At 60.6% G+C, this 25,350-nt stretch carries 18 protein-coding genes and 2 pseudogenes; 10 read left to right on the top strand and 10 right to left on the bottom strand.

Annotated features, from left to right (window positions below; genetic code table 11):
• Positions 1-12 precede the first annotated feature (12 nt).
• From HMPREF9695_RS19635 to HMPREF9695_RS19620, 4 genes are all read left to right on the top strand, one after another.
• Positions 13-1,317, top strand: coding sequence for an SIR2 family protein (locus tag HMPREF9695_RS19635; protein WP_006022644.1), 1,305 nt, complete (start codon positions 13-15; stop codon positions 1,315-1,317).
• Entirely contained in the window at positions 1,307-3,337 is a 2,031-nt protein-coding gene (locus HMPREF9695_RS19630) for an ATP-binding protein (RefSeq protein WP_006022643.1), read from the top strand. The genes HMPREF9695_RS19635 and HMPREF9695_RS19630 overlap by 11 nt, the downstream gene beginning before the upstream one ends.
• 194 nt (positions 3,338-3,531) lie before the next feature.
• Positions 3,532-5,988 (top strand): PD-(D/E)XK nuclease family protein, encoded by a 2,457-nt coding sequence (locus HMPREF9695_RS19625; RefSeq protein WP_244432725.1) that lies wholly within the window; start codon positions 3,532-3,534, stop codon positions 5,986-5,988.
• Positions 5,985-9,299 carry a UvrD-helicase domain-containing protein gene (locus HMPREF9695_RS19620; RefSeq protein ID WP_006022641.1) on the top strand — a complete coding sequence of 1,105 codons (3,315 nt, stop codon included), beginning with the start codon at positions 5,985-5,987 and terminating at the stop codon, positions 9,297-9,299. Before HMPREF9695_RS19625 ends, HMPREF9695_RS19620 begins: the two co-directional genes overlap by 4 nt.
• A 311-nt stretch (positions 9,300-9,610) precedes the next feature.
• On the opposite strand, the gene HMPREF9695_RS19615 is transcribed toward HMPREF9695_RS19620, so the two are convergent.
• The 6 genes and pseudogenes from HMPREF9695_RS19615 to HMPREF9695_RS19590 form a co-directional block, all read right to left on the bottom strand.
• Positions 9,611-11,350, bottom strand: a complete 1,740-nt coding sequence (locus HMPREF9695_RS19615; protein WP_006022640.1) for a phospholipase D-like domain-containing protein — start codon at positions 11,348-11,350, stop codon at positions 9,611-9,613.
• Positions 11,347-14,790, bottom strand: a complete 3,444-nt coding sequence (locus HMPREF9695_RS19610) for a DEAD/DEAH box helicase (RefSeq protein ID WP_006022639.1) — start codon at positions 14,788-14,790, stop codon at positions 11,347-11,349. Before HMPREF9695_RS19610 ends, HMPREF9695_RS19615 begins: the two co-directional genes overlap by 4 nt.
• A 234-nt stretch (positions 14,791-15,024) precedes the next feature.
• Positions 15,025-16,092: pseudogene (dinB, locus tag HMPREF9695_RS19605) on the bottom strand (DNA polymerase IV).
• Entirely contained in the window at positions 16,089-16,814 is a 726-nt protein-coding gene (locus HMPREF9695_RS19600; protein WP_006022636.1) for an SOS response-associated peptidase, read from the bottom strand. Before HMPREF9695_RS19600 ends, dinB begins: the two are co-directional and overlap by 4 nt.
• A 3-nt stretch (positions 16,815-16,817) precedes the next feature.
• Complete coding sequence (locus HMPREF9695_RS19595) at positions 16,818-17,267, bottom strand: hypothetical protein (RefSeq protein WP_006022635.1); 450 nt, start codon at positions 17,265-17,267, stop codon at positions 16,818-16,820.
• 46 nt (positions 17,268-17,313) lie between these two features.
• A complete protein-coding gene (locus HMPREF9695_RS19590; RefSeq protein WP_024337238.1) occupies positions 17,314-17,709 on the bottom strand; it encodes a hypothetical protein in 396 nt (131 codons plus the stop codon).
• A gap of 145 nt (positions 17,710-17,854) precedes the next feature.
• Between HMPREF9695_RS19590 and ku the strand changes: the two genes are divergently transcribed.
• From ku to HMPREF9695_RS19570, 3 genes are all read left to right on the top strand, one after another.
• Entirely contained in the window at positions 17,855-18,787 is a 933-nt protein-coding gene (ku, locus tag HMPREF9695_RS19585) for a non-homologous end joining protein Ku (protein WP_006022633.1), read from the top strand.
• 284 nt (positions 18,788-19,071) lie between these two features.
• Complete coding sequence (locus tag HMPREF9695_RS19575) at positions 19,072-19,578, top strand: NUDIX hydrolase (protein WP_028145790.1); 507 nt, start codon at positions 19,072-19,074, stop codon at positions 19,576-19,578.
• Positions 19,575-20,039, top strand: coding sequence for a metallophosphoesterase family protein (locus HMPREF9695_RS19570; RefSeq protein ID WP_006022631.1), 465 nt, complete (start codon positions 19,575-19,577; stop codon positions 20,037-20,039). The genes HMPREF9695_RS19575 and HMPREF9695_RS19570 overlap by 4 nt, the downstream gene beginning before the upstream one ends.
• Before the next feature lie 52 nt (positions 20,040-20,091).
• Here the strand turns inward: HMPREF9695_RS19570 and ligD (HMPREF9695_RS19565) are convergent, their stop codons facing one another.
• Complete coding sequence (ligD, locus tag HMPREF9695_RS19565; RefSeq protein WP_006022630.1) at positions 20,092-21,039, bottom strand: non-homologous end-joining DNA ligase; 948 nt, start codon at positions 21,037-21,039, stop codon at positions 20,092-20,094.
• Positions 21,040-21,177: 138 nt separating this feature from the next.
• Here ligD (HMPREF9695_RS19565) and HMPREF9695_RS19560 point away from each other — a divergent pair, with 138 nt between their 5' ends.
• On the top strand, positions 21,178-21,780 hold the full coding sequence (locus tag HMPREF9695_RS19560; protein WP_006022629.1) for a hypothetical protein: 603 nt from the start codon (positions 21,178-21,180) through the stop codon (positions 21,778-21,780).
• 95 nt (positions 21,781-21,875) lie between these two features.
• On the opposite strand, the gene HMPREF9695_RS19555 is transcribed toward HMPREF9695_RS19560, so the two are convergent.
• Positions 21,876-22,079 (bottom strand): hypothetical protein, encoded by a 204-nt coding sequence (locus HMPREF9695_RS19555; protein WP_006022628.1) that lies wholly within the window; start codon positions 22,077-22,079, stop codon positions 21,876-21,878.
• Positions 22,080-22,432: 353 nt separating this feature from the next.
• The gene (gene ligD / locus HMPREF9695_RS19550; protein WP_006022626.1) at positions 22,433-23,353 is read right to left on the bottom strand and encodes a non-homologous end-joining DNA ligase; all 921 of its coding nucleotides are present in this window, start codon (positions 23,351-23,353) and stop codon (positions 22,433-22,435) included.
• Positions 23,354-23,457: 104 nt separating this feature from the next.
• Between ligD (HMPREF9695_RS19550) and HMPREF9695_RS19545 the strand changes: the two genes are divergently transcribed.
• Positions 23,458-23,646: a DUF3606 domain-containing protein gene (locus HMPREF9695_RS19545; protein ID WP_006022625.1), complete on the top strand. Its 189-nt coding sequence runs from the start codon at positions 23,458-23,460 to the stop codon at positions 23,644-23,646.
• A 25-nt stretch (positions 23,647-23,671) separates the two neighbouring features.
• Here HMPREF9695_RS19545 and HMPREF9695_RS19540 read toward each other — a convergent pair whose 3' ends face one another.
• Positions 23,672-23,950: a hypothetical protein gene (locus tag HMPREF9695_RS19540; protein ID WP_006022624.1), complete on the bottom strand. Its 279-nt coding sequence runs from the start codon at positions 23,948-23,950 to the stop codon at positions 23,672-23,674.
• Between the two features lie 571 nt (positions 23,951-24,521).
• Here HMPREF9695_RS19540 and HMPREF9695_RS19535 point away from each other — a divergent pair.
• Positions 24,522-25,259: pseudogene (locus tag HMPREF9695_RS19535) on the top strand (ArdC family protein); the annotation flags it as partial.
• Positions 25,260-25,350 lie beyond the last annotated feature (91 nt).

Raw genomic sequence — 25,350 nt, 5'->3', positions numbered from 1 at the left:
GGGGGGAATGCGGTGGCGGATGCAGACAAGACGGAGCCATCGAAGCTCACATTCAAGTTTATTCGCGGCGTCGAGGGTGAGAAGGCTGATTATGATTGGCCTGATGGGGCGGATATTGTCAGAAAGGCGTTGGCTGAGTCACTGAATGCCAAAAATGTGGCGTTCCTCCTGGGAGCTGGCTGTTCTTCGTCGTGGGCTAATGACAAGGAGGTCGGCATCCCAACGATGGCGCCCCTCGCGAAGGAATTCACGGCGGCACCGAAGGAAGGGGATCAATCGTTCCCGACAGCCGACGAACGTGATGCTCTGTTGAAGCAGTTTGGAATCGACCTCGGTGCCGCGGAGTATGCGCGCAACCTAGAGCGGCTGATGGAGCTTCTTTTCAGCCTGCGCTTCGTCTTAGTGCGCAGTTCGCTGAGTGATGCCGCCACAAGACTCAAGACTGTCGAATCGATCATCAAGAAGGTTCAAACATTTCTTTGGGCCAAATGCACGAACGGCGCCTTCGCGAATGGCGACCATACCGTCGTTGGCCTTTATGAATCCTTCTATCGCAAGCTTGTGCTGCGCGACCGATCTCTTCCGCGTCCTTGGGTGTTCACCACGAACTACGATCTCTTCAACGAGACCGCAATGGATAGGCTCGGCCTGCCATACACGAACGGCTTCTCCGGCGTTGTCGAACGGCGGTTCAATCCAGCGACGTTTCGGTACGCCCTCGCTGAACAGCTCGATGTCACCAGCCGCAAGTGGTCTGCGGTCGATGGCTTTGTCTATCTGTGTAAGATTCATGGGTCCATTAGTTGGACAGAGGACGATCACGGACTTTTCCCGATCCGAGAAACGGCCGTCTCCAAAGAACCGGGCAAGGTGATGATCTATCCGACGCCTGCCAAGCAGAATTCGAGCCTTGGGTCTCCCTATGCCGATCTGTTTCGGGAATTCCAGTCACGCATTGTTCGCGAACAGAGCGTGCTATTTACGATGGGGTATGCCTTCGGCGACGAGCACATCAACAATATCATCTATCAGGCCCTGACGATTCCCACGTTCCGGCTCGTGATCTTTGTAGATCCAGATTTGGACGGGGAGATTGCGAAGCTTCGCGCGCTAAATGATCCACGAATTTGGATCATTGGGGGTGCCGGACGCAGCGCCGGACGCAAAGCCCATTACTTCGACACCATTATCGAAGAGTTCATGCCGCAACGCCCGAGCGAGCGCATTGATGACGCCGTTCGGAAGGTGATCGAGGCGATGGCCCCGAAGAAGGAGGCCGCGGCTCCCCAGAAGGGGGAGGATGACGATGAGTCGTGACGATCGGAAGCGCGCAATCGGCAAGGTGGTCTCGGTCGCGGCCGACCGTTTCGTGATCGAGATGCATGCGGGCACCGACAACTTCACCGTCGTCGGATTCGACGACGTTCACTATGTCGCCAGGCTCGGATCGTTCCTGATGGTCGCGGTGCAAACCGAGTACGTGGTTGTCGAGGTCGTCGGCCTGCGTGAGCGCGACGTTGGTCATGTTAGTCGCAGTGAAGGGGAGCTGGATAAGGCTTCTTCGGCGAAGTACCTCGATGTCGTTCCCGTCGGGATGCTGCCTCAAGATCGGCGCGAAAGGTTTCGCTTCGGCGTCTCCGTGTTCCCGTCACTCTACGGCGACGCACTGTATGCGCTGGACGCTGAACTGGATCGAGTCTTCGAAACCGATCATCCTTCGGAGCCTACACCCCCGATCGACAATGTTCCACCCACGCCACCTGATGCCACCCGCTATCGCGCATTGACGATCGGCCGGTCCGTCATATTCGAGGGTTACGACGTTAAGGTCAGGATCGATGATTTCTTCGGCGGACACACTGCCGTCCTGGGAAACACAGGGAGCGGGAAGTCCTGCACGGTCGCATCGGTCCTCCAATCCTTGTTCGAAAAGGCGGAAGAACACCATGCTCGCGGTGCCACGTTCGTCGTATTCGACGTCAATGGAGAATATGCGAAGGCGCTGTCGCCGCTCGCAAAGCGCAAGCAGATCGGCGTGGACCATGTCATTCTGGACGGCACCGCACGCACGGAGCGTTTTCGTCTGCCCCATTGGTTTCTGGAGCAGTCAGAGTGGGAGCTGCTTCTGCAGGCCAGCGAGCGCACCCAACTACCGATACTGCGCATGGCGCTCGGGCTGGCAACATTGTTCTCAGCGGGCAGCGCGGCGGAGCTGAAGGGGATCAAGAACCACATTCTGGCAACCTGCCTGAGCCAAATTCTTCGTGACGACACAGGCAGTCCGTCAAAACACGATCGCATGGTCGGTCTGCTGCAAAGATTCAACACGCCGGAGATCAACAATCAAAAGATCGCGCCATTCATCAAAATCGGCTTCGGCCAGATGGCCAACCCTGCCGGTTTAACAACCTATTTGTTGGGAAACGCCAATGGCGGCGGATTTATCATCGAAGGTTTGAAATTCCCGGCATATGCCAACCTTCCCTTTGAGTTTTCCGCGTTGGGAGAGGCGCTCGATCTGGCGATCCTATACGAGGAGGCTCACGGTAACCGTCAGATCCGAGATTACTGCTCGCAGATGCTGACGCGTTTTAAGTCGCTCGAGGAGCGACCTGAATATGCGTTCCTGCGCTACGACCTTCAAGGAAGCCAAGCTGGGCCGTCGCTCGAAAACTTCCTTGAGCAGCTCCTCGGTTTGGCACGCGACGGAGCGGGTTGGGTCAAACGCAACCAGATCGTCATCATCGACATGAATGCGGTGGAGGATGAGGTTGTCGAGCTCGTAGCGTCAGTGCTCGCTAGAATGGCCTTTCGGCTGCTCCGACAAGCAGATCCACGCAATCGGTTTCCGATCCATCTGCTTCTTGAGGAAGCGCATCGATACATCGCGGAGAAGCCATCCCGCTATGCCATAGACGCCAGCAGAGTTTACGAGCGGATTGCCAAGGAAGGGCGAAAGTACGGGCTGTTCATTCTCGCCGCTTCGCAGAGGCCCAGTGAACTCTCGAAGACCATTCTTTCGCAGTGCTCGAATTTCGTCATCCATCGAATCCAGAATCCCGACGACCTTGCTCATATACGGCAGATGACCCCGTTCATCTCCGAGGCGGTCCTGAAGCGGCTCCCGTCGCTTCCGAAGCAGCATGCGCTGGTCTTCGGCACCTCCGTGAACCTTCCCACGACCTTTCGCGTGCGCGACGCAAATCCTTTGCCTGCAAGCGATGACGCGAGAATTAGAGATTTGTGGTTCCATGAGGAGGGGCGAGCGGCTCAGGTTCGCATTACGCCGGCAACTTTCGAACATGGCGATGATAGCGTCGCGGCTGAGGGGAAATGAGTCGACGATCGATAGTTGTCGAAGGGCCGCTTGCATTCCGTACAGCGCGGATCGCTGCCGCACAGCGAGCGGATTCTGGGCTGCAGATTTTCACACTTCCACTGCTTGCTGCACGTCTCGCCGGAGGCTTTAACCGACCGGCGCGATCCCAGGACCTCGACCCAGCCATTCGCGCTGCACTCGCCGCCGGCGGCTTGACGGAGCTCGAAGGTATCCGTCAGCTTCCGGGCACGACACGGTCAATCGCCCGCACGCTCGCAAAGGTTTGGCAAGCCGACCTCGATCTTGAGGGGCTCGCTAGCCACAATGCTCGGCTTGCCGAGCTTGCGGAGGTCGAGCGCCGCGTTCGCGCCAACCTCCCAGCAGGGGTTCTGACACCGCGCGACTTGCGCGATGCCGCAATTGCGCACGCGGCCCATGCGGCTGCAGCGCTCGGGTCAATCGATATCGATCAGCTCAGTGAGATTGCATCGGTCTGGCGTCCGCTTCTTGCGACGCTCGCGAAGACGGTCCCACTCGCTTGGCGCAATCCTGGAACCTCCGATGCGAACTGGTTTCCGGGCCAGTTAATTACCAGCGACCGCGAGATGGCTGCGGACATATCCTTAGTTTCCTGCGCGAACCCGCGCGCCGAAGCAGTCGAAGCGCTACGTTGGATGCGTGAACTCATTGCCTCTGGCCGCGCGCGACCCGATGAGATCGCGATCTGTGCCACGGCCACCGAGGACTGGGACGAGCACTTCCTGGTTCTCGTCGCGGACGCGGATCTCCCACTCCATTTCTCGCACGGCGTGCCGGTCCTCGCATCGCGCGAGGGACAAGCGTGCGCCGCACTTGCCGACGTCCTGCTCAACGGGCTTGGCCAGGATCGCCTCCGGCGACTGTTCGGCCATGCCGCGGGTCGAAGCCGTGCCTTGGCCGACTTGCCTGCGGACTGGTCGCTCGGCCTCCAGCCTGGTGCGGCGCTGTTCGAGATTGATCAGTGGCAGCGCGCGCTTGACGAGGCGACCGGCCGCCGCGCCGACGCAGGCGATCCAAGACCGGTCGTGATGCCCATTCTGCGGCTGCTTGCGAGTGGCCCCGAGGCGGCTGCGCAGGCCGGCGCGATGCTATTGGGCACAGCGGCCCGTGCGCTCTGGACCGAGGCGCTTCGACGCGCGCCGGCCGAAGGGCTCGAATTCTCACTAGAGGACTTGCGGCTGCCCGATGGACGCGATCCAGGCGCGAGCGCTGTCTGGTGCCCGGCGAGCCACCTTGCAGGTGCGCCGCGTCCCTGGGTGCGCCTGCTCGGCATGACATCGCGCTCTTGGCCGCGCCGCACGGCCGAGGACCCACTGATACCGGCCCACATCCTGCCGCGCTCTGTGCTTGACCCTGATCCCGTCGCCGAGCAAGATCGACGCGCCTTTGCCGTCATCACCAGTCAGGCGGCGCGCGGCTGCGTTCTCTCGCGAAGCCGGCGTAACGCTCAAGGTGGGCAGTTGTCCGCCAGCCCGCTGATCCCGCAGAGCGCATCTTTGCAGATCCTGAAGCGGGCGCGCATTCCGCAGCATGCATTCAGCGAGGCCGATCGTCTTCTTGCACGGCCGGACGAAGCGGCGACATCGCCGGCGCTCACCGCAGCCAATCTCTGCTGGCGCAACTGGCGGCGCCCGATCGTCACCGCCCACGATGGCCAGGTTCGCGCAGACCATCCCCAAATCGTCCGCGCAATCGGTGATGTCCAGTCCGCCACCTCCTTGCGGCTGATGTTGCGCGATCCGCTCGCCTTCGTCTGGCGCTACGCGCTGGGCTGGCGCGCGGTCCCAGAAGACGATCAGCCCCTCACGCTGGACGCACGCTCTTATGGTGAGCTGGTCCATGAGTTGCTGAAGCGCACGGTTGATGCGCTCGAACCTGTGCCGGGCTATGCGCGTGCGTCCCGGGAGGAAATCGAAGCTGCGCTCGCGACCTCGACGGAGACGGTCCGCACGCATTGGCCACTCAAGCGATCGGCGCCGCCCGCGTTGCTCTGGAAACACACGCTCGCTGCCGCAGCTCAGCTCGCCCTCAAGGCACTGACGCTTGACGAGACGTTCCAACCCGGTACGCGAAGCTGGACGGAGCTTGCTTTCAGTCAAGCTGGCGATGGTGCGATGGCACACGATCTACCCTGGCGCCCCGATTCCCTTGTTACGATTCCCGGTACCCAGGTGCGCATCCGAGGCAATATCGATCGGCTCGATCTCACCGGCGACCGTCGCGGCGTGCGCGTGTCGGACTATAAGACCGGCGTAGAACCGCGCCGAGCGGAGGAGATCGTGCTTGGCCGCGGTGCGGAGCTTCAGCGCGTCATCTATTCGGTCGCGGCCAGTCAGTTGCTCCCCGACAATCCGCGCGTGATCGCGCGCCTCGTCTTTCTCGGCAACAAAGAGCCGAGGCCCTATCGCCTACCGGACGTCGACCAGGCGATCGCCGAACTCGGCGGGCATGTCACGGCGGCCATCACCCTCCTGCGCGGTGGCCATGCCCTGCCTGGCCCCGACGCTCAGGAAGAGCACAATGACTTCCGCATAGCCCTGCCGTCGTCGCCAGCAGCCTATCTTCAGCTCAAGAACGGCGCGTTCATGCGCGCTTTCGGAGGGTTTGCACGAGTGTGGGGCTGCCGATGACACTCGCCGACGATCCCGCACGGCTTCGCATCCTGACTGATCTCGACGCCACGTTGCTCGTCGAGGCCGCCGCCGGCACCGGCAAAACGGCGCTAATGGCCGGACGCCTGACCATGCTGCTCGCGCGTGGCACCGAGCCCGGCGCGATCGCCGCGATCACTTTCACAGAGCTTGCCGCGAGCGGGCTGGCGACGCGCGTGCAACGCTATGTCGAGGAGCTGCTTGCGGGACGTGTGCCTCAACCTTTGCGGCTTGCTCTGCCCAACGGACTAAACGTGGACCAACGACGCGCACTTTCCGGTGCAGCGGCGAAGCTCGACGAACTGACAACCGCCACCATTCACGCATTTTGCCAGACGATCATCTCCAGCTATGCGGTTGAGGCCGACATTGATCCGGGCGCGCGCATTCTTGACGCCGTTCAGGCGGCGGCGGCCTTCGATTCCGTCTTCGAGCAGTGGCTGAAACGGCGATTGAATGCGCCCGAGCGGCCAGGCGATGCCATCGCGACACTCTCGCGCGATGATCCGCGTCGCATCGTCGATACTCTTCAGGAACTCGCACGCTTCCGTCTCAGATATCGCGGCGCACGCGCTCTGCCCGCCGAGCTCGGCGGTCGGCCCGACATCGACCTGGTCGACGCCGTCGCGGACTTCCGACGCTGGATTTCGTCGCAGCCGGTCGAGCCCAAGACCCTAGAATTGGTCGGAGAGCTTGAGACGCTCGCCAACTTCTACGCCGGTAGTTTCGACCCTCCACCGGATTTTGCCACGCTCTGGCGTCTCGCCCATCCGCCACAGCTCGCGTGCATGCGCCGACACAGTTTCGATCTTCTCACGCCGAGACGGAAATCAGCTTGGGAGCGTGTCGCGGGCAAAGAGCGAGGCGCGCTCCTCAATGAAGAGGCGACCGCATGCTTTGAGCGGGTCAATCGCTGCTACCGGACCGTTCTTGGTCGGTTCGCGACCGCGCTTGTCGCCCAGCTTGCGGCCGAGCTCGACGAAGTACTCGATGACTACGCCGCCTTCAAACGGGCCGCTGCAGTCTTGGACTTCGACGACTTGCTCGAGAAGGCGCGTGCGCTGGTGCGCCAGCATGACGACGTGCGCCGCGCGCTTGGAGAACGCTATCGCCACATCTTCGTCGACGAATTTCAGGACACCGACCCTGTTCAGACAGAGATCCTCTTCGGGATCGCGGGGAAGGATCGCGCCGGACGCTGGCAGGACAGCGTGCTGCGTGCCGGGGCTTTATTCATGGTCGGTGACCCGAAGCAGGCAATCTATCGCTTCCGAGGCGCCGATATCGGCTCATACTCGCAGGCGCGCGCCGCTGTTGAGCGGCAATTGCCGGAAAATATCGTTCAGGTCACCGCCAATTTTCGTTCGCGTCCCGACATCCTTAGGCACATCAACCGCTGCTTCGCGCGCCCGTTGTCGGGAGAAGGCCAGCCCGGTTACGTGCCGCTCACGTCGACGCTCGGCGACCCCGATCATGATCTGCCCTGCGCGGCGCGAATCACAGTGGATGTGCCGCCTGATTCTCGGCCCGCTCAAATCCGCGACGCGGAGGCCGAAGCCGTTGCCGATCTCTGCACCCGCCTTATCGGCAATCTCCCTATCCGCGACGAGGACGGCGCAATCGTACCGCTCACTGCCGGCGGCATCGCCCTGCTTGCGCCAACTGGCGCCGAGCTTTGGCGTTATGAGCGCGCGCTCGAGCAGCGCGGGCTGCCGATCGCCTCGCAGGCCGGCAAGAGTTTGTTCCGCCGGCAAGAAGTGCAGGACCTGCTCGCGCTAGCTCGCGTACTCGCCGACGCTGGCGACACATTGGCCTTCGGCGCGCTGCTGCGTGGCCCACTGGTCGGGCTTACTGAGGAGGAGCTACTCGACATCACCGTGGGTCTTCCGCCGCATCTCGATCGCGCCGAAGCGCCCCAGCGCTTCTCGGTGCTGACCGATGTCGATCATGTCGCCCATCCTCTGGCACGTCGCACGCTCGCGATCCTACAAGACCTCAGAAAACGCGTGCGGGCGACCACGCCTGCGCTGCTCTTGGCCGAAGCGATCGAACGCCTCGCGGTCCGTGCAACCCTCGCCGCGCGCGAGGGTGATCGTAGTGCGCGCGCGGCCGCCAATCTCGAAGCGTTCCTGGAACGTGCGCGGCCTTACGGTGTGCGAGGCCTCAGGAAGTTCGTTCGGGATCTCGCCCGGGAATGGCGCGACGGCGTGCCCCACAATGAGGGACGAGTTGATGCGGAAGGCGATGCGATCGAAATCATCACGATCCACAGCGCTAAGGGTCTCGAATGGCCGGTGGTAATTCCGATCAACACCGGCACCTTGCTGCGCTCGCGCGAGGCATTCGTCTACCGCGCCGACGACGAAACACTGCATTGGCTGATTGGCGACGTGGTTCCGCCGGAACTGCTTCGCGCACTCGAGTCTGAAGACGATAGCTTGGCCCGCGAGCGGGAGCGCCTCTGGTATGTCGCCTGCACGCGCGCCCGCGAACTTCTGATCGTTCCGGAATTGCCTCAGGCTGAGCAGCGGTCCTGGGCACGGATCGTTGATCTTGCGCATCGGGACTTGCCGCAGCTTGTCCTGTCGCACTTGACGCCGGTCGCCCGCGTGACCGACGTCGCGCCTCCGAATACGCAGACGCCGGAGCTGTTCGGGGCAGAGCGTGCCGCGATCGCCGCCGCGGCGATGCCGCTCCAGTGGCTGCGGCCAAGCGATCACGATCCTGATCGAGCGCCAAGAGGTGAGGCGATCGCGATGGAGCCTGGCGAAGCCCCAGAAACCGAATTGCCGGTCGGCGCCGGCCGCGTGCGGGGCCTTATTCTCCACAAGCTGATGGAGGAGATGCTTACCGGCGAACTGGCCGAGGAGATGCCGGTCGTCGCTGCACGTGCGCGAGTGCTGATGACGCAGCTTATAATTGATGCTGACAACGGAGCGAAGCTTCCGGACCCAGAGGAAATAGCGGTGACCGTCGCGCGCACCCTTGCACTGCCCGAAATCGCCGCACTCAGGCCAAGCCTCGCTCCGGAGTGGCCAATTTATGCGATGCTCTCGGCTTCACCCGCGGCGACTGCGCTGGCTGGGCGGATAGATGCCATCGCTGTTCAAGATGGTCAGCCTGCCGTTGTCCTGGATTGGAAGAGCGATGTCGCGCCCAGCGAGCAGGATAGGCGCGATCATGCCGCTCAGCTGAGCGACTATCTTCGTGCCACAGGAGCACCTCGGGGCGCCGTGGTTTACATGACGGATGGCGTCATTCGGTGGGTCACGACTAGAACGCCACGGTAAAATTCGTGAGGCGGTCTTTTGGACGCTCCCGATCGGGGCTGCCCACCCGGCTAAGCACTGCAAACGGGTTGCGTTATGACGGCGTGGCTTTCACGACGGCAGATTTTTGGGGGTCATACCGATCTTCGTCGTAGTCTGTAGGAAAATCGGCGAGCTCGGTCTGCTTTGTATTTATCAGGCGTTTTGGCTGCGCCTGATGATAGATGGCGAAAGGTTCTCTTTCCACCTTGAACAAAGAACTCAGCAATTTCAGCGCAATTGGCGCGCAGCGCGTTGACAATTTGGACGCAGCCCAAAATACGTGTCAGATACTAATCGTCGAGTTGACTCTCGAACTTCATTAGGAGGAACTCGGCTATGCCAGGCCCTTCCAAATGGAGGCCGATCTCGTCGAGAGGATTATCCGGTGAACCCGACTGAGAGCCCCAATTCATCGTGCTCACCACGACGTGATCTCTGTCCCACAAAAGAAACTTTGCATGGACTTGCGGATCCTCCACGGCGATCAGATCGACTACACCATGTAGCCGTTCGCGGTGGGCCTTGACGTGCCGCCGTTTGATCGGCCCGGTCTGGCGCGAGTAGTAAACACGGACGTCGTCGAGTCGGCGTCCTGCGATTTCGGCGGGGTTAAAGATCGCCGGCACCATGGGAGCTCCGACCTTGTTGGTACAGCAGACAAATCGCTCTTCGGCTTCGTGAGCAACCCTCCGAATCAATCGCTCATGATCGTCAGCCTGGAGAATGCTCATCCGAACTGGAATACTCCCTCCAGCATCGGCGCTAGATGTTAAGGCGCTCCGCGAGCGCCTTAAATCCGATGCTATGAATTGGAGCGTCTCAATCGAACGGCTGGCGCTTGAAAGAGGTGACACGATAGAACGCAAAAGATCCAGGCCCGCCGCGGCCGCGCGGTTCTCTGTCAGCTCGACAGACACCTCCAAGGCAGAAAAGGGCGACGACAGCCAATTGGAGGAGCCGAGCACGACGACAGCGCCGCCGTGGCCGTCATCCGCGGCAAGGCATTTCACATGGCTTCGAACAGAATCGCGCTGCGTGAACACAAAGCCACGCGCGCGACGGACCGACGAGAGCCGCATATTGAGCTCCTGCATCGCGATCGCGTTCTTTCTGTCGGTGTCTAGCGCAGTACCGTAGAACAAGTGGCAGCGCACGCCACGCTGCGCAGCCTGTTCAAGAGCTTTTCGAATGCGTTCATGTTGCTCCGTGTATTTTTCGCCGTGAGGCGTCACAAAAGTCGAAAGTACGAAAACGTCTTCCTCGGCCTGACCCACGATGCGTTCGAAGCATTCGAGATGCTGTTCGCCGCCGACGATCAATTGATCGGTGCCAATCATCGTATCGACGGTCACTGACCGGCTTGGCTGCGGATCGCTAGCTTCCGGCAGAATACCAGTCCTGATTGTTGCTTGAAGAGCGCCGATCAAGTCCTGGCTGGCCCCCTCAGGGAGCAATCCGTTCTTGACGTCGTTCAGTTCGATCGCGAGATATTTTCTTTCGAGAACGGAGTTGATCGTTTGAACGCCGCGCAGCCATTCGCCGGGACGGAGCATGCCGGCGACGAGCTGCGTTACGCGGACCGCCATTGTGTCATCGGTCTCATCTGGGCCCGGAGGAAAGTTGACCTTGTGATCTGTATGGGTCATCCGATAGAGTGGAGCGGTCTCGACGTCGCGGTTGCGAAAGACCGAGTGTCCGACCTTCTCCAGCACTAGACTGATGTGAATCTCCCGATCTTCAGTTCGCTCCGGCAAGGCGCCACCCAACCGGATGAAGTCTTGACCGACGCCGCTTGTCGCCAATTGAGGGACAGGAGCCAGGCGAAGCTCGACCAGGCCGAACTGCATCAACCGCGCGATGGTCGAGCCCGCGACCTGGCTTGGAATCCCGAGCGACGTTGCCACCTCTTCGATCGTTTCTGGGGTGCGATCGAGCGCGAGCAGGATCATTTCTTCGATTGGACTCCATCCCCATGTGCGTTGAACGATGGCGCGCGCGCGATAGTGCCAAGCGGGAAGGTAGATTTTCACGCCGGAAGCCTCCCGTTCTCGTCGATCGCGACGATGGATGCGCCTTTCACCTTAATGCTAGGAGCATCCTTCCTGACGAGCTCGTAATCGGTCCCGGCGAGGGTCGCGAGCTCCTTCAGCATCTTTCGTAGGAATTCAAGATCGTCCTTTTTTGCATCCGGATCGATTCCTTCGACCACTTCGCGAATGAAGCGCTGGCTTGTGGCAAGAATCAGCTTTTGCTTGGCGCGGCTGAGCAGCACATTCATGCGCTGTGGGCTTTTGACGAATCCGAGCGCGCGCGATCCCACCATGACATTGTTGCGCGTAAGGCTGGCGGCCACGACATCGGCTTCGCCACCTTGGAAGCTATCGCTGGTAAAGACGAACTCACCATTACTGCGCGGGCTCGCGAAGCCGAACAAGGTCTTGTCTTTCCTGACTTGGCCGCGCAGTAAGCGCTTGAACCATCTCACCTGCGCCGCGTAGGGCGAGATGATCACGAGGGTCGGTCGGCGGCCGTCCGCGCCAACTATCGGCCGCAACCCTTTCAAGGCCGCTATCAAGGCCTGCGCCTCAAGCTCGTTGCGGAATGATCGCTCCACTTTGTGTTCGAAATGTCGCCGTTTTGACATGCTGAGGGGCGGAAAATCGAGAAGAACGATTGGAGAGGTGAGGTACGCGACCGTGGACGTGACCGTTAGCGTGCGACGCTTGACGCGGTCGGAGGGAGCGAGCTTTCTGTCATAAAAAGTATTCGAGACGAGATCGCCGATGGCGGGGTGCATGCGGCTCTGTTCCAGCAGCGTGTTGACGATCGTGCTCGGACGCCCCGTGTCCTTTTCGCGCTCAATTTCGCGCTCAGCTATTGATCGAAACGGTTCTTCAAGACGCGCCGCTGTTGCGAGAGCCTCCCTCATCAGATGTTCGCTCGACTTAACTGTATCAAGCGCCTCAGTAACTTCCGGCGGTAGATCGGAGATGGTTTCAAGCCGCTCCTTCGCGTCCCGCAGCAGATCAACTGCGCGCTCGGGATCGTAGAATTGTTGCCGCTGGGCGGCATCGAATGGAGAGAGTTGGTTGTGATCGCCAACCATGATTCTTCTGTTGCCCAGCAATAGCGCGCCGATCAGTTCCGCACCGTTGGCGCGGGCCGCTTCTTCGACGATGACCCAGTCGAATTGATCGCCATCGGCAATCATCTCCTCGATGATGTGCGACGATGTCGTGGCAAGCGTGACATCGGAAGAGCGCAGCAGCAGATTGTCGGTATCGCGAAATACGCGTTCCGCAACCGTCGCTTCCGACGCATCAACGGGCCGGAGCGCCTGCTTGATTTGATAGCGTTGGTTGACCATCATGCTTTCAGCGGCGTGGTCGACCGTCGAAACGGACCTAAGAAGATCAACGGAGCTCGCACGCAAGGAGCTGACTTCATCGGTCGATCGTGTCCGCTCGACACGAACGACGATCTTCGTGCCGCTCGCCAGTGTCGCCTTGAGTTCGTCCTCCATTTGAATCAAGGTCTCGTGGTTTTGCGCCGACACTAGAAGCCTTGCGTCCGGTGTTTTGTCCAGAATGCTTTTGACAAGATTCGAAATTAGGAACGTCTTGCCGACGCCAGGAGGGCCAACAACGACATTGATGGACTTGCCTGATACGATTGCGTCCCATGCCACCTTTTTCGAACCGTCCATCTCGTCCGGCGGCACCGCATTCGGGGTCGCAATATCACGTAATACTTCGTCCAGCGCGACCTGCGCCGGATCGTCAATCGCTCTCAAGAGTTCAATATTCGTCCGGGCCGCCACAATATTTTGAAGGCGGCGGCGAATTGCGCGTTCAAATCCACCATCTCTTCGAGGACGAAGAAAAAGAAGCTGCCCCGGTACAACAGCTTCGCTTGTCGCGAACGTGAACGGTAGGCGGCCGTCGACGACACCGCCCGTTCCCTCATAACTGAGTTCCGGAAATCGCTCCCGATCGCCGGCGAGCGCGTCGCTGCGTGAAAGAGTCCAATTTGGTTTGCCGTCGTCGTACTTCAATTCGCGCGCCAAGGCGTCGTATGCCGGGCGCAGTCCCATCAGCTTGCGTCGCATGTCCCGGTCGGGATCTTCGCGGGAGGCGATCCAGGCCAAATCTGAATCCCCGCCGGACGGCGGGTGAAGCACTTCGACGGGATAGATTCGGAATTGCTCCCGCAGCCAAGTAAAGGCTTCGAGAAGAATGAGGGCGTACCAAGTGGGAATCTCTTCGACTGATCGGCTCACTCCTGTTGTGACACTCGCGTCAATCCACGGTTTGGCGCCAGGGCCAAGCCTGCGTACTCGCTCTTCGGCGCTTCTCCGAGTTCGCGCAAGATGAATCCGGTGGCGAACCTCGACGGCATCATAGATGTAGTCGTCAGGCCGCCTCTTGTTGGCGTTCTCGATCATGCCGACATAGTCATCGATGACTTTCACGCCATACGCGGCAAGGTCGGTGACGATACGCACGAAGGCCTCATCTACGACAACAGTGCGTACCGTTGGTCCGCTGAGATCCTCTTCGACAAAACGGAGGACCGCATCCCTATCGTCAGCCGGGATGGTGCCCGATGTAAGCGATGCAAGGTCGCTTTGGGTAACCTGGGTGGAAGGGTAGAGAATTAGCTCGCCTTCGCCGCTTGACCCCGACCGGTCAAGATCGGCCACGACCTCGGCGATCTCGTTTAGCACGATACTTCCGTCGAAAAGCTGGTAGCGTGGCGGATCGGCAAGACGATTAAGCATGCGTCGCTCGATCGACAGCAGGGAAGGACCGCCGCCGTCCTCGGTCAGGCCGAGGATCCGCGACGCTGCCTGCCCAAGATCACTCCAGTCCCGGCGAAACGAGACGGTGCCGGAGGGCCGCAGCAGATGTCCCGCGCCGCCCACATCGCCGTCGGCAATGTGTACGCACGCTTCGTAGCCGCCGAGTCGGAAATCCTCTTTTTCATCGCTATGCGAAAAGATCGTATGTTCGCTGACAGCGCCGTGCACGATGCCCGCATCATGACAAAGTGCAAGTCCTTCAGCTACGCGCAAGATATTGCGCCAAAACATCTTGCGGCCGGTCGTCGTAAGCAGCCGGCCTTCTCGCGCTCGAACCCTGTGCAATGACCCGCAGATCGGACTGCCAGGATCAACCATTAAGATACCGATCTCTTCCTGGTCCTCGACGATCTCAAGAACCTCGACCAATAACTGGCGCGCACGGCGTGACGACAGAACACGCCGGACACGCCTGAGGCCGTGCGTGATGAGCCGCTTCAGGTCCTCGTCCAGCGGGGTTCCGGTCTTCTTGAACAGACGAAGAAGATAGTCCTCGCCGTCGGCGATGCCGGTGGCAAAACGAAGTTGAGAATTCCAACCTTCGGTGCCGCTCGAAAACGCGGTATCAGCAAACTTGAATCGTGCGTCGAGCGTCGCTTTGCCTTGCATGGTAGCTCGCGCCATAGCGCCGTAATCCATCCTTGAAACAGTACAAATGCGGTGATTCGTATATGATAGCGCAGTATATGCTTTGGGTCAGAGTTATCGACTGCAAAGCGATATTTTGCGCGTTTTCCCAAGCATGCTCTGTGTAAATTGGGGGAGTGGATGGCACCTATTGCAAGCAGCAACGAGATGCGGTTGGACCCGCCAAATCAAGCCAGCATGAGTGGCAATTGATCATCATCGAGCCCTGACCCAACAAACCCCCGAAACAGAGATACCGATTAACCGGATCGGCCTCTTTGGCGGCATAAGTTGCGCTAATAGTTCAAGAGCCAGGCTAGAGAGATCGTCCGCGGTGTCGTTCATGCGTACGGACGTGCTGCGAGTGATCAGCTCGAAATCTGAAAAGGATCGCCGTTTGGCCTCGCGCGCCCGTCGCCTCGCAGTGTTGCCGGACCTTGTCGACCAGTGGGCGCAGTTCGATGGTCAGCGCTTCGTGGTCTGCCAAGTCCCGCGAAACGTGCTTTCGGCGCCGACGGACCTTCGGATTCGGTTGGCACGGACAGGACGCTCGTCAATCCCCCGCGAGATCCAGTAATAATACGCCCCAGCTTTCCCAAAATTGGCGTTCATGAACTCGAGCGACTGATTGCGCATATTCATGCCGGTGAAGATGCCAAGGCCATGCATCTTCGCACTGGTCGCCGGTCCGATTCAATGGAATTTGCCGACTGGGAGATCCTGAACGAAGCTCGGCCTCATCTTTGGCGTGATCACGAACTGTCCGTTGGGCTTCCGTTGGTCGGACGCAAGTTTTGCCAGGAACTTATTGTAAGAGATGCCGGCAGACGCGGTCAGGCCTGTCTCGCTCAGGATCTTGACTCTAATCAAGGTCGCGATCTCTGTCGCGATTGGGAGGCCTTGGATGTTCTCGGTGACATCTAGGTAGGCCTCATCTAACGACAGGGGCTCAATGACGTCAGAATGCTCCGCGAAGATTGTCCGGACGTGTCGAGAGACCTCCTTGTAGACTTCGAAGCGCGGCGGCTTTACGAAAATTAGCTCTTTGCATTGCCGTTTGGCTGTCACTGACGGCAATGCCGACCTAACTCCAAACTTTCGCGCCTCATAGCTCGCTGCAGCTACGACACCGCGCTCTTTCGATCCCGCCCACAGCGACTGGCTTGCCACGCAAGTCCGGATTGTCCCGCTGCTCCACTGATGCGTAGAAGATGTCTATATCGACAGAATGATCTTGCGCTGATGCGGTGCTGGCCCCGTTTGGTAGTCGGTCTCGTCCGTCACGTCGTCGGCCCTATTGGGTCTTCCTTGACGCCGCGAGCGACGACCCGGAGGCTTCCGTCCGGAAGCGGCCTTTGCAATTTCAGTACTTCGTCCGCAGGGGCCGTCATCCAGGTCTCGACTTCATCTGGCGTTGTCAGGATCACCGGCATCGCCTTGGGGTGGATGGCGCCGACCTCGGCGTTGGGCTCCGTCGTGAGGAACGCGTAGAGGTCGTTGGTCGTCTCGCCTTCCTTGACCTTCCGGACGGACGTCCAGTTGGTCCAGATACCGGCGAAGCAGGCGAGGGGACGTGTCTCATCGAGCGCGAACCAGATATCACCGCCCTCGGCCTTGTTGAACTCGCTGAACGAGTTGAACGGCACCACGCAGCGATTTTCAGTCCCCAGCCATCGCGTCCAGTGCTTGCTCTTCACATTGCGGATGTTGGTCGTGCCGCCGTCCGGCTCCATTCGCAGCAATTCCTTGAAATCCACTGCCTTGCCCTTGGCCTGCAGCTTCTCGGCTCGCTTCTTCGTGGCGTCCATCAGCGCCTTTGATGACGACGGCATTCCCCATCGCGCCGTAGCGAGCTCGCGGCCCTCCACTCCGTTGCGCACGATCGGTGCCTTGTAGTCGGGAAAATCCCCCGGCATCGGCGCCAGATTTCCAACGTATCGGTTGACAACGCGGAACAGCGCGTTGATCGCGGCTTGATTGGTCGTGATCGAATAAAGATTGCACATCGGTCAGGATTCGGCTCGAGGGTGGCGCGGCTGCCAGGTCAACTGTAGCAGAGTCGCGGATGGACGCCGGCCGGCCTTGGCACATTTGCGACAGCGCAGCCGGCTGGCGAGATCGTGCACGAAGGTGGTCGGCGGGTGCTTCATCGCGGCCAGGTCGACATCGCTCGGCGTCTTGCAGCGCGCGCACCTGATCTCCAGCCAGGGGAAGCCTCCATTTACGGCCTGATCGATGGTCGGCGACGGATCGATCGGTTCGCCGTCACTCCACATCCGCTCGTTCCAGCTTTCGCAAAGCAGCCTGTCGGCTTGCTGGATCATCGCCCCGCCTTTGGCCCGCATCTCCGCCGATTGGGTCGCCAGCATGCTGGCCATCGCGCGTGCCTTGCCGAGCTCTTTCGCCAGAGCCTTGCGATCGCCGCCCGACAAGGGCGTAGGGTGATACTTCGGGGCCATCCAGACATCCAGGCGCAAAGAGATCGGATCGGCAAATCCAGAGCGGCTACGGCGTCTCGAACGCTGGCCAGCACCCGTCTTCTTCATGCCTGCCGGTGCGCTGCCGGCAGGTATTGTCGAGCAGCCGCTGCGCGACGTCCTTCCAGAGCGCGTTGGCGCCATACAGTCGAACGGCATCAGCGGTCTGGATTTCCACGGTCCGCTCGCAGCGGCGGCAGGAGACGCGCAGCACGTGACGCTGAATCTCGGAAAGACGTCGCTGCCGCATCTGAGCCCCGGTCGTGCCGGCGCGTGCGTCTTTCAGGACCGATTCCCAATATTCGGCCGGGAGGGGGGCATCTGGACCCGCAGCGGGCGGCGCTCGTCTGCGGTCGGCTTCAGCGGCCAATTTTTCCATCTGTTTCGGGGTCGGCATGCGCCAGCTCGCGGGTCGGTCGGTCATGCCCGAATTAGAACATAACAAGAACAAATGTCGAGTCCGGCCAGGCAGGCCGATGAGAAAAATCCCGCTGTGGGGCGGGTCGCGATGTCGGAACCAAGCCCGGTCGTTCGTCTTTAATCCGGCATCAGTAATGGAGTTCCCCGCGATGGCCCCCCGCGCCAACTGGAAAGGCTTCCTGCGTCTTTCCCTCGTCACCTGTCCGGTTGCGCTCTATCCGGCCACGTCGGAATCCGAAAAGGTCTCGTTCAACCAGCTGAATCGAAAGACCGGCCATCGGATCAAGTACGCTAAGGTGGATGCCGATACCGGCGAGGAGGTCGACAACGAGGACATCGTCAAAGGCTACAAGGTCGACACGGACACCTTCATCGAGGTGACGAAGGAGGAGCTAGAGAACGTCGCACTGGAATCAACGCGAACGATCGAAATCGACGAGTTCGTCGACCGCAGCGAGATCGATCCGCGATATCTCATTCGCCCCTACTATCTGCGTCCCGACGGTAAAGTCGGGCACGATGCTTTCGCCGTTATTCGGGAAACCATCCGCGAGATGAACAAGGTCGCGATCGGCCGTGTGGTGCTGACCAATCGCGAGCACATCATCGCGCTGGAGCCGTTGGACAAGGGCCTGATGGGAACGCTACTGCGCTATCCTTACGAAGTCCGTTCAGCTGATGAGTATTTCGACGACATTCAGGATGTCAAAGTCACCAAGGACATGCTTGATCTCGCCAAGCACATCGTCAATCAGAAGGCGGGCCATTTCGAGCCGGACAAGTTCGAAGACCAATACGAAACCGCCCTCATCGAACTGATCAATCAGAAGCGCGCCGGCAAACCCATCACCGCGAAAGCGCGTCCCCGCGGCGAGAACGTGGTGGACCTGATCGACGCGCTGCGAAAGAGCATCGGAAGAGAGGGCGCCTCAGCGACAGAGGCACCCAAGAAATCAGGAAAAAAGCCGCGCAAGGCGGCGGCCGGGCAGAAGGAAATGCTGATGCCGATCGCAGGCAAGAAGCCGGCGAAGGAGGCCGCGGCGAAAAAGCCGGCGGCCAAGCCGCAGCGGAAGTCGGCTTAGGTGTCGTGAAGCATCCGGTGACGCCGGACGGCACTCCTTCGTCGTCCGTGGCAGGCTCTGGCGAATGGCAAATCCGTCTCAACGAGGTCACGCGAGATCATCTCGTCGCCGTCTAATGGCGACCCGGCGGGTAGGTGCGTGCGCCAGGAAGGCGGCCGAGCGCGAGGCCGAAGTAACGGTGCATAGGACCGCGGACGAAGCTAAGCAGGCGCTTGGCGAACGCGGTCCCGTATGGCGGGACGACGGCTCGCCGGCTCTCGATTGCTCTGCAAAGTAGGAGCCATATGGCTGCGGTGAAAAAGACTTCCAGGAGATCGACCTTGAGCGCGGGCATTCTCGCATACCGCAAGGGAGGAGCTCGGGGGCTCGAGGTTCTGCTCGTTCATCCCGGCGGTCCGTTCTGGCGTGAGAAGGATGATGGCGCCTGGTCCATTCCAAAGGGCGAAATCGATGCCAATGATGTTCCGGAGAACGTTGCTCAACGAGAATTTGCCGAAGAACTCGGCCCGAGCGCTTCGATTGGTCCACTCCAGGCGCTGGGGGAGGTCCGACAGCGAGGAGGCAAGCGCGTCATCGCATTCGGCGGCGAGGGACACTTTGATCCGGCAGCACTGACCAGCAATACCTTCGATGTCGAATGGCCGCCTCGAAGCGGTCGACGGCAGAGCTTTCCCGAAGTCGACCGCGCGGAATGGTTTGATATCGAGTTAGCGCGGACCAAGATGCTGTCCGCTCAGGTAGAGTTTCTCGATCGTCTTTTGGCGATCTCGGCTGAGAGCGTCGGGAAATGATGTTCAGGATTGGAGTCATTTCGGACACGCACGGCCTGTTGAGGTCCGAGGCGGAGCGAGGCCTGACGGGCGTCGATCACATCATTCATGCCGGCGACATGGGACGCCCCGAGATCGTCGACGCGCTTCGCCGGATCGCACCCGTCACGGCCGTTCGTGGAAACGTGGACAGTGGCAAGTGGGCTCGCGACTACCCCGACACGAAACTCGTCCGTCTGGCAGGTAAGTCGATCTACGTTCTGCACGACCTGAAGACGCTGAAGACCGATCTCGGCGCCGGCTTCGACGTCATCGTCTCCGGGCATTCCCACGTACCGAAGATCGACACGGTCGGTGGCATTCTCTACCTGAATCCCGGCAGCGCGGGACCTCGGCGTTTCAAGCTGCCGATCACGTTTGCGACGCTCGAACTCACGCCTGACGGCATGCGACCGGAAATCCACGACCTTGGAGGCGAGTGAGTGTCGGCGGAGAGTGCATCAATCCTTTTTGCCGGCTTTCGCCGAAGGGAAGCTACTTGCGCGGACGTTCTCGCTCACGCACGACATCCTTCGCCCGCTTGTCGGACCTGAGCCCGAGGTAGACGGGCTGGCGCAGTTCGCCCTTGCTCGTCCACTGCGCAAATTTGACCTCGGCGACCAACGAGGGCTTGACCCAGGTCGTGGCGGCCTCGTCCTTCACTTTGGCAGGGAAGGGTGATTTCGGGATCGTCAGCTTCACGAGCTTGGCGTGGAGGTCTTCCAGGACCTTGTGGCTGAAGCCAGTGCCAACATGTCCGATATAGCGCCATGTGTCGTCTTCCCGCACGGCGAGGACCAGGGCGCCGAAGTATGGTCTTGTACGCCTCGGCGCCGTGAAGCCCGCGATCACCACTTCCTGCCGCTTTGCTGTCTTGATCTTCAGCCAATCCGCCGTCCGGCTTCCGGACGCATACGCGCTGTCGGCGCGCTTCGCCATGACGCCTTCCAGACCCTTCCGCTCGGCCTCGGCGAAGAATTTCATGCCGTTCGCTTTGCGGTGATGGCTGAAGGCGATCAACTTGTCGCGCGGCAGTATTGCCTTCAACCGCTTCTTCCGCTCGAGGAGGGGGTGGTTGCGCAAGTCCGCTGCGTTCTCAAACATGAGATCGAAGGCGCAGTACAGCAGCTTCGCCTCATGGCGCAGCGCGTTTTGAAGCAACTGGAAATGTGAGACGCCATCCTTACCGATCGCGACAAGCTCACCATCGATCACGGCGTCGCCCTTCACGCCCTCCAGCGCTTTGGCGACCTCAATATAGCTGCGGCTGATTATCTTGCCGTTGCGGCTGTAGAGCGCAACTTTGCCCCGCCGGATTTCCGCGATCATCCGGAAGCCGTCGTACTTGTCCTCGAAAACCCAGCTGGGGTCGTCGAACGGCGCCTCGGTAAGCGTAGCAAGCATCGGCTGCAGGCGCTTGGGCAGGGTCGACATCCGGCTCATTCAAGGCCAATCCTTAAGAGCGCGTTGCGAAATGCATGGACGTCCTTCAAGGATTGGGGAACGCTTCGGGGCCGCGTCGTGTTCCGCAGGCATGGTGGCGTGCGAGACGTTGACGATCGACGAGGGCGGATCAGACCGATGGCCAGAAAACTGAAGACCTATCAGACCTCGCTGGGCTTCTTCGATCTGGCGATCGCCGCTCCCTCCATGAAAGCGGCCCTCGAAGCCTGGGGCGCTGACAGCAATCTCTTCCACCAGGGCGCGGCGAAGGAAAGCGACGATCCGGACGTCATCGAGGCGACTATGGCTGCGCCGGGCATCGTTCTGAAGAGACCCGTCGGCTCCAACGGGCCATTCAGGGAGCATGCCGAGCTACCTACCGACCTTGCCAGCGGCAGCTCAAAGAAGACAGGCCGCCGTCAACCGCGGAAGCCTTCTAAGCGGGCCCACGACGATGCGGCCGACCGGAAGGCTGCACTTGCTTTAGAGAAGGAGCAGATGCAACGGGAGCGCGAACGTGCCAAGGAGGAGGCCGTCCGGCAGAAGGAGCGTGAGCGACGGCAGCACGCCGTCGACAAGGCGCAAAGTGCCTTGGACGCGGCCCGTCGCAAGCACGAAGAAAAGGCCGCTGACATTCAACAACAGCTCGAAGTTCTTGAGGAAAGCGCGCGGGACGAGGAAGCGCGTTGGGAAAAGGAGAAGGCCCGGTTGGAAGTCGCGTTACGACGCGCGCGAGGCTAGGTCTCAAAGTGCGACCATCTCGTGTCTTAGCGTTGACGCCTGATTTGCCGCCGAGACCGGAAATTGCCAGACTCTAAACTGCCAAGTCGCGAGCCTTAGCAGTTGCGCTCTTCCCGCAAGATGCGCTCCAGATCATCCTCGAAGATATTTTGCGTTGCTTCAAAGAGAGCCAGGAGCTTCAGAGCTTCTGCGATGTTTGCGCCACCCTTGCGGACCATCCGTTGCTGCCTTTCGACGATCTGACGTCCTTTGGCAACATGGTGACGGGCAAGGATGACACGTTCGGAATAATGAGACATTGGTGGCTCCTGCTGCAGGCGGGAGCGCGATTGGTCTCTCAGTCACCGGTGCCCGCGGGCAGAGTGCCTTTGCCGGTGATGACCAGATCATACTCCGTTTCGCGAATTCGGACACTGTCCAATTCAAGCAGGTCAATCTTGAATGGTGGGTCTCGAGCGGGCGCGCTCAGACTGGGCGCTCGCTGGTAACTATCGGTCGGAAACCGCCCGCCCTGCGGCCTCATTGACCTTTGCGCGGTCCCGCCTGTCCTCCGGAGACAGCTCCATAACCGCTCGATGGAGCTCCGCAGGGATCGTCAGCGGACTATCGAGCGGCTTTTCCGCCCACTCCCAGAAGCGGTCAAAGGCATCCATTACAGATCCTCCCGAAGCCCCCTGAAGAAGGGATGACGGACTTTTCCCTCCGCTGATTTTGCACGGTACTCTATCTCGGCCAGCAGCTTGGGCTCGACCCAGATTCCTTTGTGCGCAATCCGCTTTGCATAAGGCTGCGTCTTGCGGATCAGCGGCTTCAGACGCTTCTGAAGGTCGGCGGCTGATGCCTTGTCGAATCCATGGTCCACCTTCCCGGCGTATATTAGATCGTCGCCCTTACGCCGGCCGACGTAGATGCCGTCCCACTTCGTTCCATCGAGCGCGAAACCCGCAATAGTCAGGGTCTCACGCTGCACGCAGGTCTTCTTGACCCAGTCATTCGTGCGTCCGGCCGGATAGGCGCCGTCCCGGACCTTCGAGACGACACCTTCGAGGCCAAGCTTGCAGGCGTGCGCAAACATCTCGCGGCCGTCTATCGCGAAGCTTTCGCTGAACTGGATGTCGGTGCCGGTCAGGATCTTCTTGAGTTCGGCCTTGCGCTGAAAAAGCGGTAGCTTCCGGATATCTCGGCCGTTCAGATAGAGCAGATCGAACGCCACGAGCACGATGCTCCTCGACTTACCCTTGAGCTCGTTCTGCAGGACCGAGAAGTCGGTCGTGCCATCGGCAGCTGGCACCACGATCTCGCCGTCCACCACCGCAGAGTTCGCCTTGATCCGCCAGGCGTCATGAGCGACCTTCTTGAAGCGGTGCGTCCAATCGTGGCCGCGCCGGGTGGAGATCTTCGCCGTCTCGTTGGCCAGATGGACCTGAACACGGTAGCCGTCGAACTTGATTTCGTGGATCCAGCGCTCTCCCGACGGCACTTTCTCTGTCGAGGATGCCAGGGCCGGTTCGATGAAGGCGGGGAAAGGCGCCTTGACGCCGATAGCCGCCGGCTTGTTACGCTGAAACGCCACTGAAGAACTCCACGCTACAGCCGATTCAAATTGGCACAGTTCGAATCGTTCCGGAACCTGCGAATCCCTGTCGCGTTGCTTCGATGTCCCAACAGGAGGCACCGATGGCGGCAGCGAAGAAGAGCAAAACGGCGCGCGGACGAAAGCAGGACCGGGCGCGGGTGGCAGGCGGGCAGGACTACGAAGTGCAGTACGAGGCGAAGAAGACCGGAAAGTCGGCGCCGGCGGTGAAAAAGGCCGTCAAAAAGGTCGGCAACGCGCGCAAGCGGGTGGAGAAACGGCTAGGCCGCTGAGTAGCAGACGGGTCGGCGTCGGTGCTTAGCGCGGGTCCTCCTCGTCAGGGGGGCATTCTGGGCAGGTATCGCCAATCGAGTCGAGCACGTCGTGAAGCGCGGCCTCCGCGGCTTGACGGGAGACGTCTGCTGGCGGGTCTCGACGGGCAATATCGAAGGCTCGCTCTCGTGCATGCGGATCGGCGCGGTCCTGCATCCAACCATGCTCTTCGCATTCGCGGATGGCGCCCGCTTCCTGGAGCACGTGGATCGCCCAACCCTGCAGTGTCCGTATCGCCGGCCTTCGCTCACTGGTCATCAGCATTGAATAACTCCGAATACACGAATCTAGTGGTCCGCCGTTTGTTCCGGCTGCTAACACAAGGCTGGGATTCTCAGTCAGCAGAGGACAAGGTTTTCGCCCGTTCTGAGACCACTGTGAAATTGCCAGGCTGTTCTCGCAGGATTGCCAGCATCACTTTCGCTCAAGTCTTTTAGTGGTTGTGCGCGTGCGGCCAGGGCCGCACCGGGCTCTCGTGAACCGAGCCGCGCCGCGTCTCGGCCTGCGGCTTCGATCCCTCGCGCCAGAGCTTTGGTGCTCCTCGCCGGGGGCACTCGGAAAAGGGGCTCGCCTGCGGCGATCGTTATCACTGCCCCGTTCCCGGGTGCCCTTTTAACCGGTCTCGTCGCTGCACTCGGTCCCGCGTGCCGCCTTCGGCGTCGCTATGCTCACGCTCCTGCGGGTGCCATTTCTCTTGGGGCGATGCGCCCCTGGCGCACGCCGGATCAGGCCTGCGGCCTAAGGCAAGAAGCTGAGAGTAAGAGTGCAGGCTGGTTTTCCGTGACGGGTTACAATCTGCGAGAGAGGCTCGCGGTGCCCGTCGCGGAGACCCGCGATGTCAAACCCTAATGCTTGCGCGCGCGCCGGCCAGGACCGGGCGAACCTCTACAACGAAATCACCGACAAGATCATCGCCGAGCTTGAGGCCGGACGCGTCCCCTGGGTTCAGCCCTGGGGTACTGCCGCGGCGAAAGCGCCGCTGGCCATGCCGAAAAATGCGTCGACCAACCGGCAATACAGTGGTGTGAACATCCTCATCCTCTGGGGAGTCGTGATCGAACGCGGATTTACCGGTCAAAGTTGGCTCACTTTCCGCCAGGCACTCTCTCTTGGCGGCCACGTTCGCAAGGGAGAGCGCGGGACTACCGTCGTCTACGCGGATCGTTTCGTGCCGAATGATGAAAAGCGCCGCGCCGCCGAGACCGGCGAAGACGCGCAGGCGATCCCGTTCCTCAAGCGATTTACCGTTTTCAACACCGATCAGTGCGAGCAACTGCCCGACGACATTGCCACCGCTGCGCCGCCGCCGCCGGCCGGCCTCATCGAACCGACGGTCGATGCCCTGATCACGGCCAGCGGAATTCCATTTCGGATCGGTGGAGATCGCGCATTCTATGCAACAGCCGAAGACTATGTTCAGGTCCCGCCGCCGCAGGCCTATTTCGAACCCATCAACTGGCACCGTACGGCCTTGCATGAACTCGGTCATGCGACTGGGCACCCGTCGCGTCTCAATCGCGACCAGAGCGGATCCTACGGTACCAAGAAATATGCCTTCGAAGAGCTGGTCGCCTTATCCTGACTCTGTGATCCTGTCTCAGAATCAGCCATGGAGATGCATCACCGGTGGTTCCGGTGAGGCTCTTCAGACGTCCGGGTCAAGC

The organism is Afipia broomeae ATCC 49717, from assembly GCF_000314675.2.
Lineage (GTDB): Bacteria > Pseudomonadota > Alphaproteobacteria > Rhizobiales > Xanthobacteraceae > Afipia > Afipia broomeae.
Note: the sequence above shows the minus strand (reverse complement) of the source record. Positions and strands in the feature narration are given on the sequence as shown.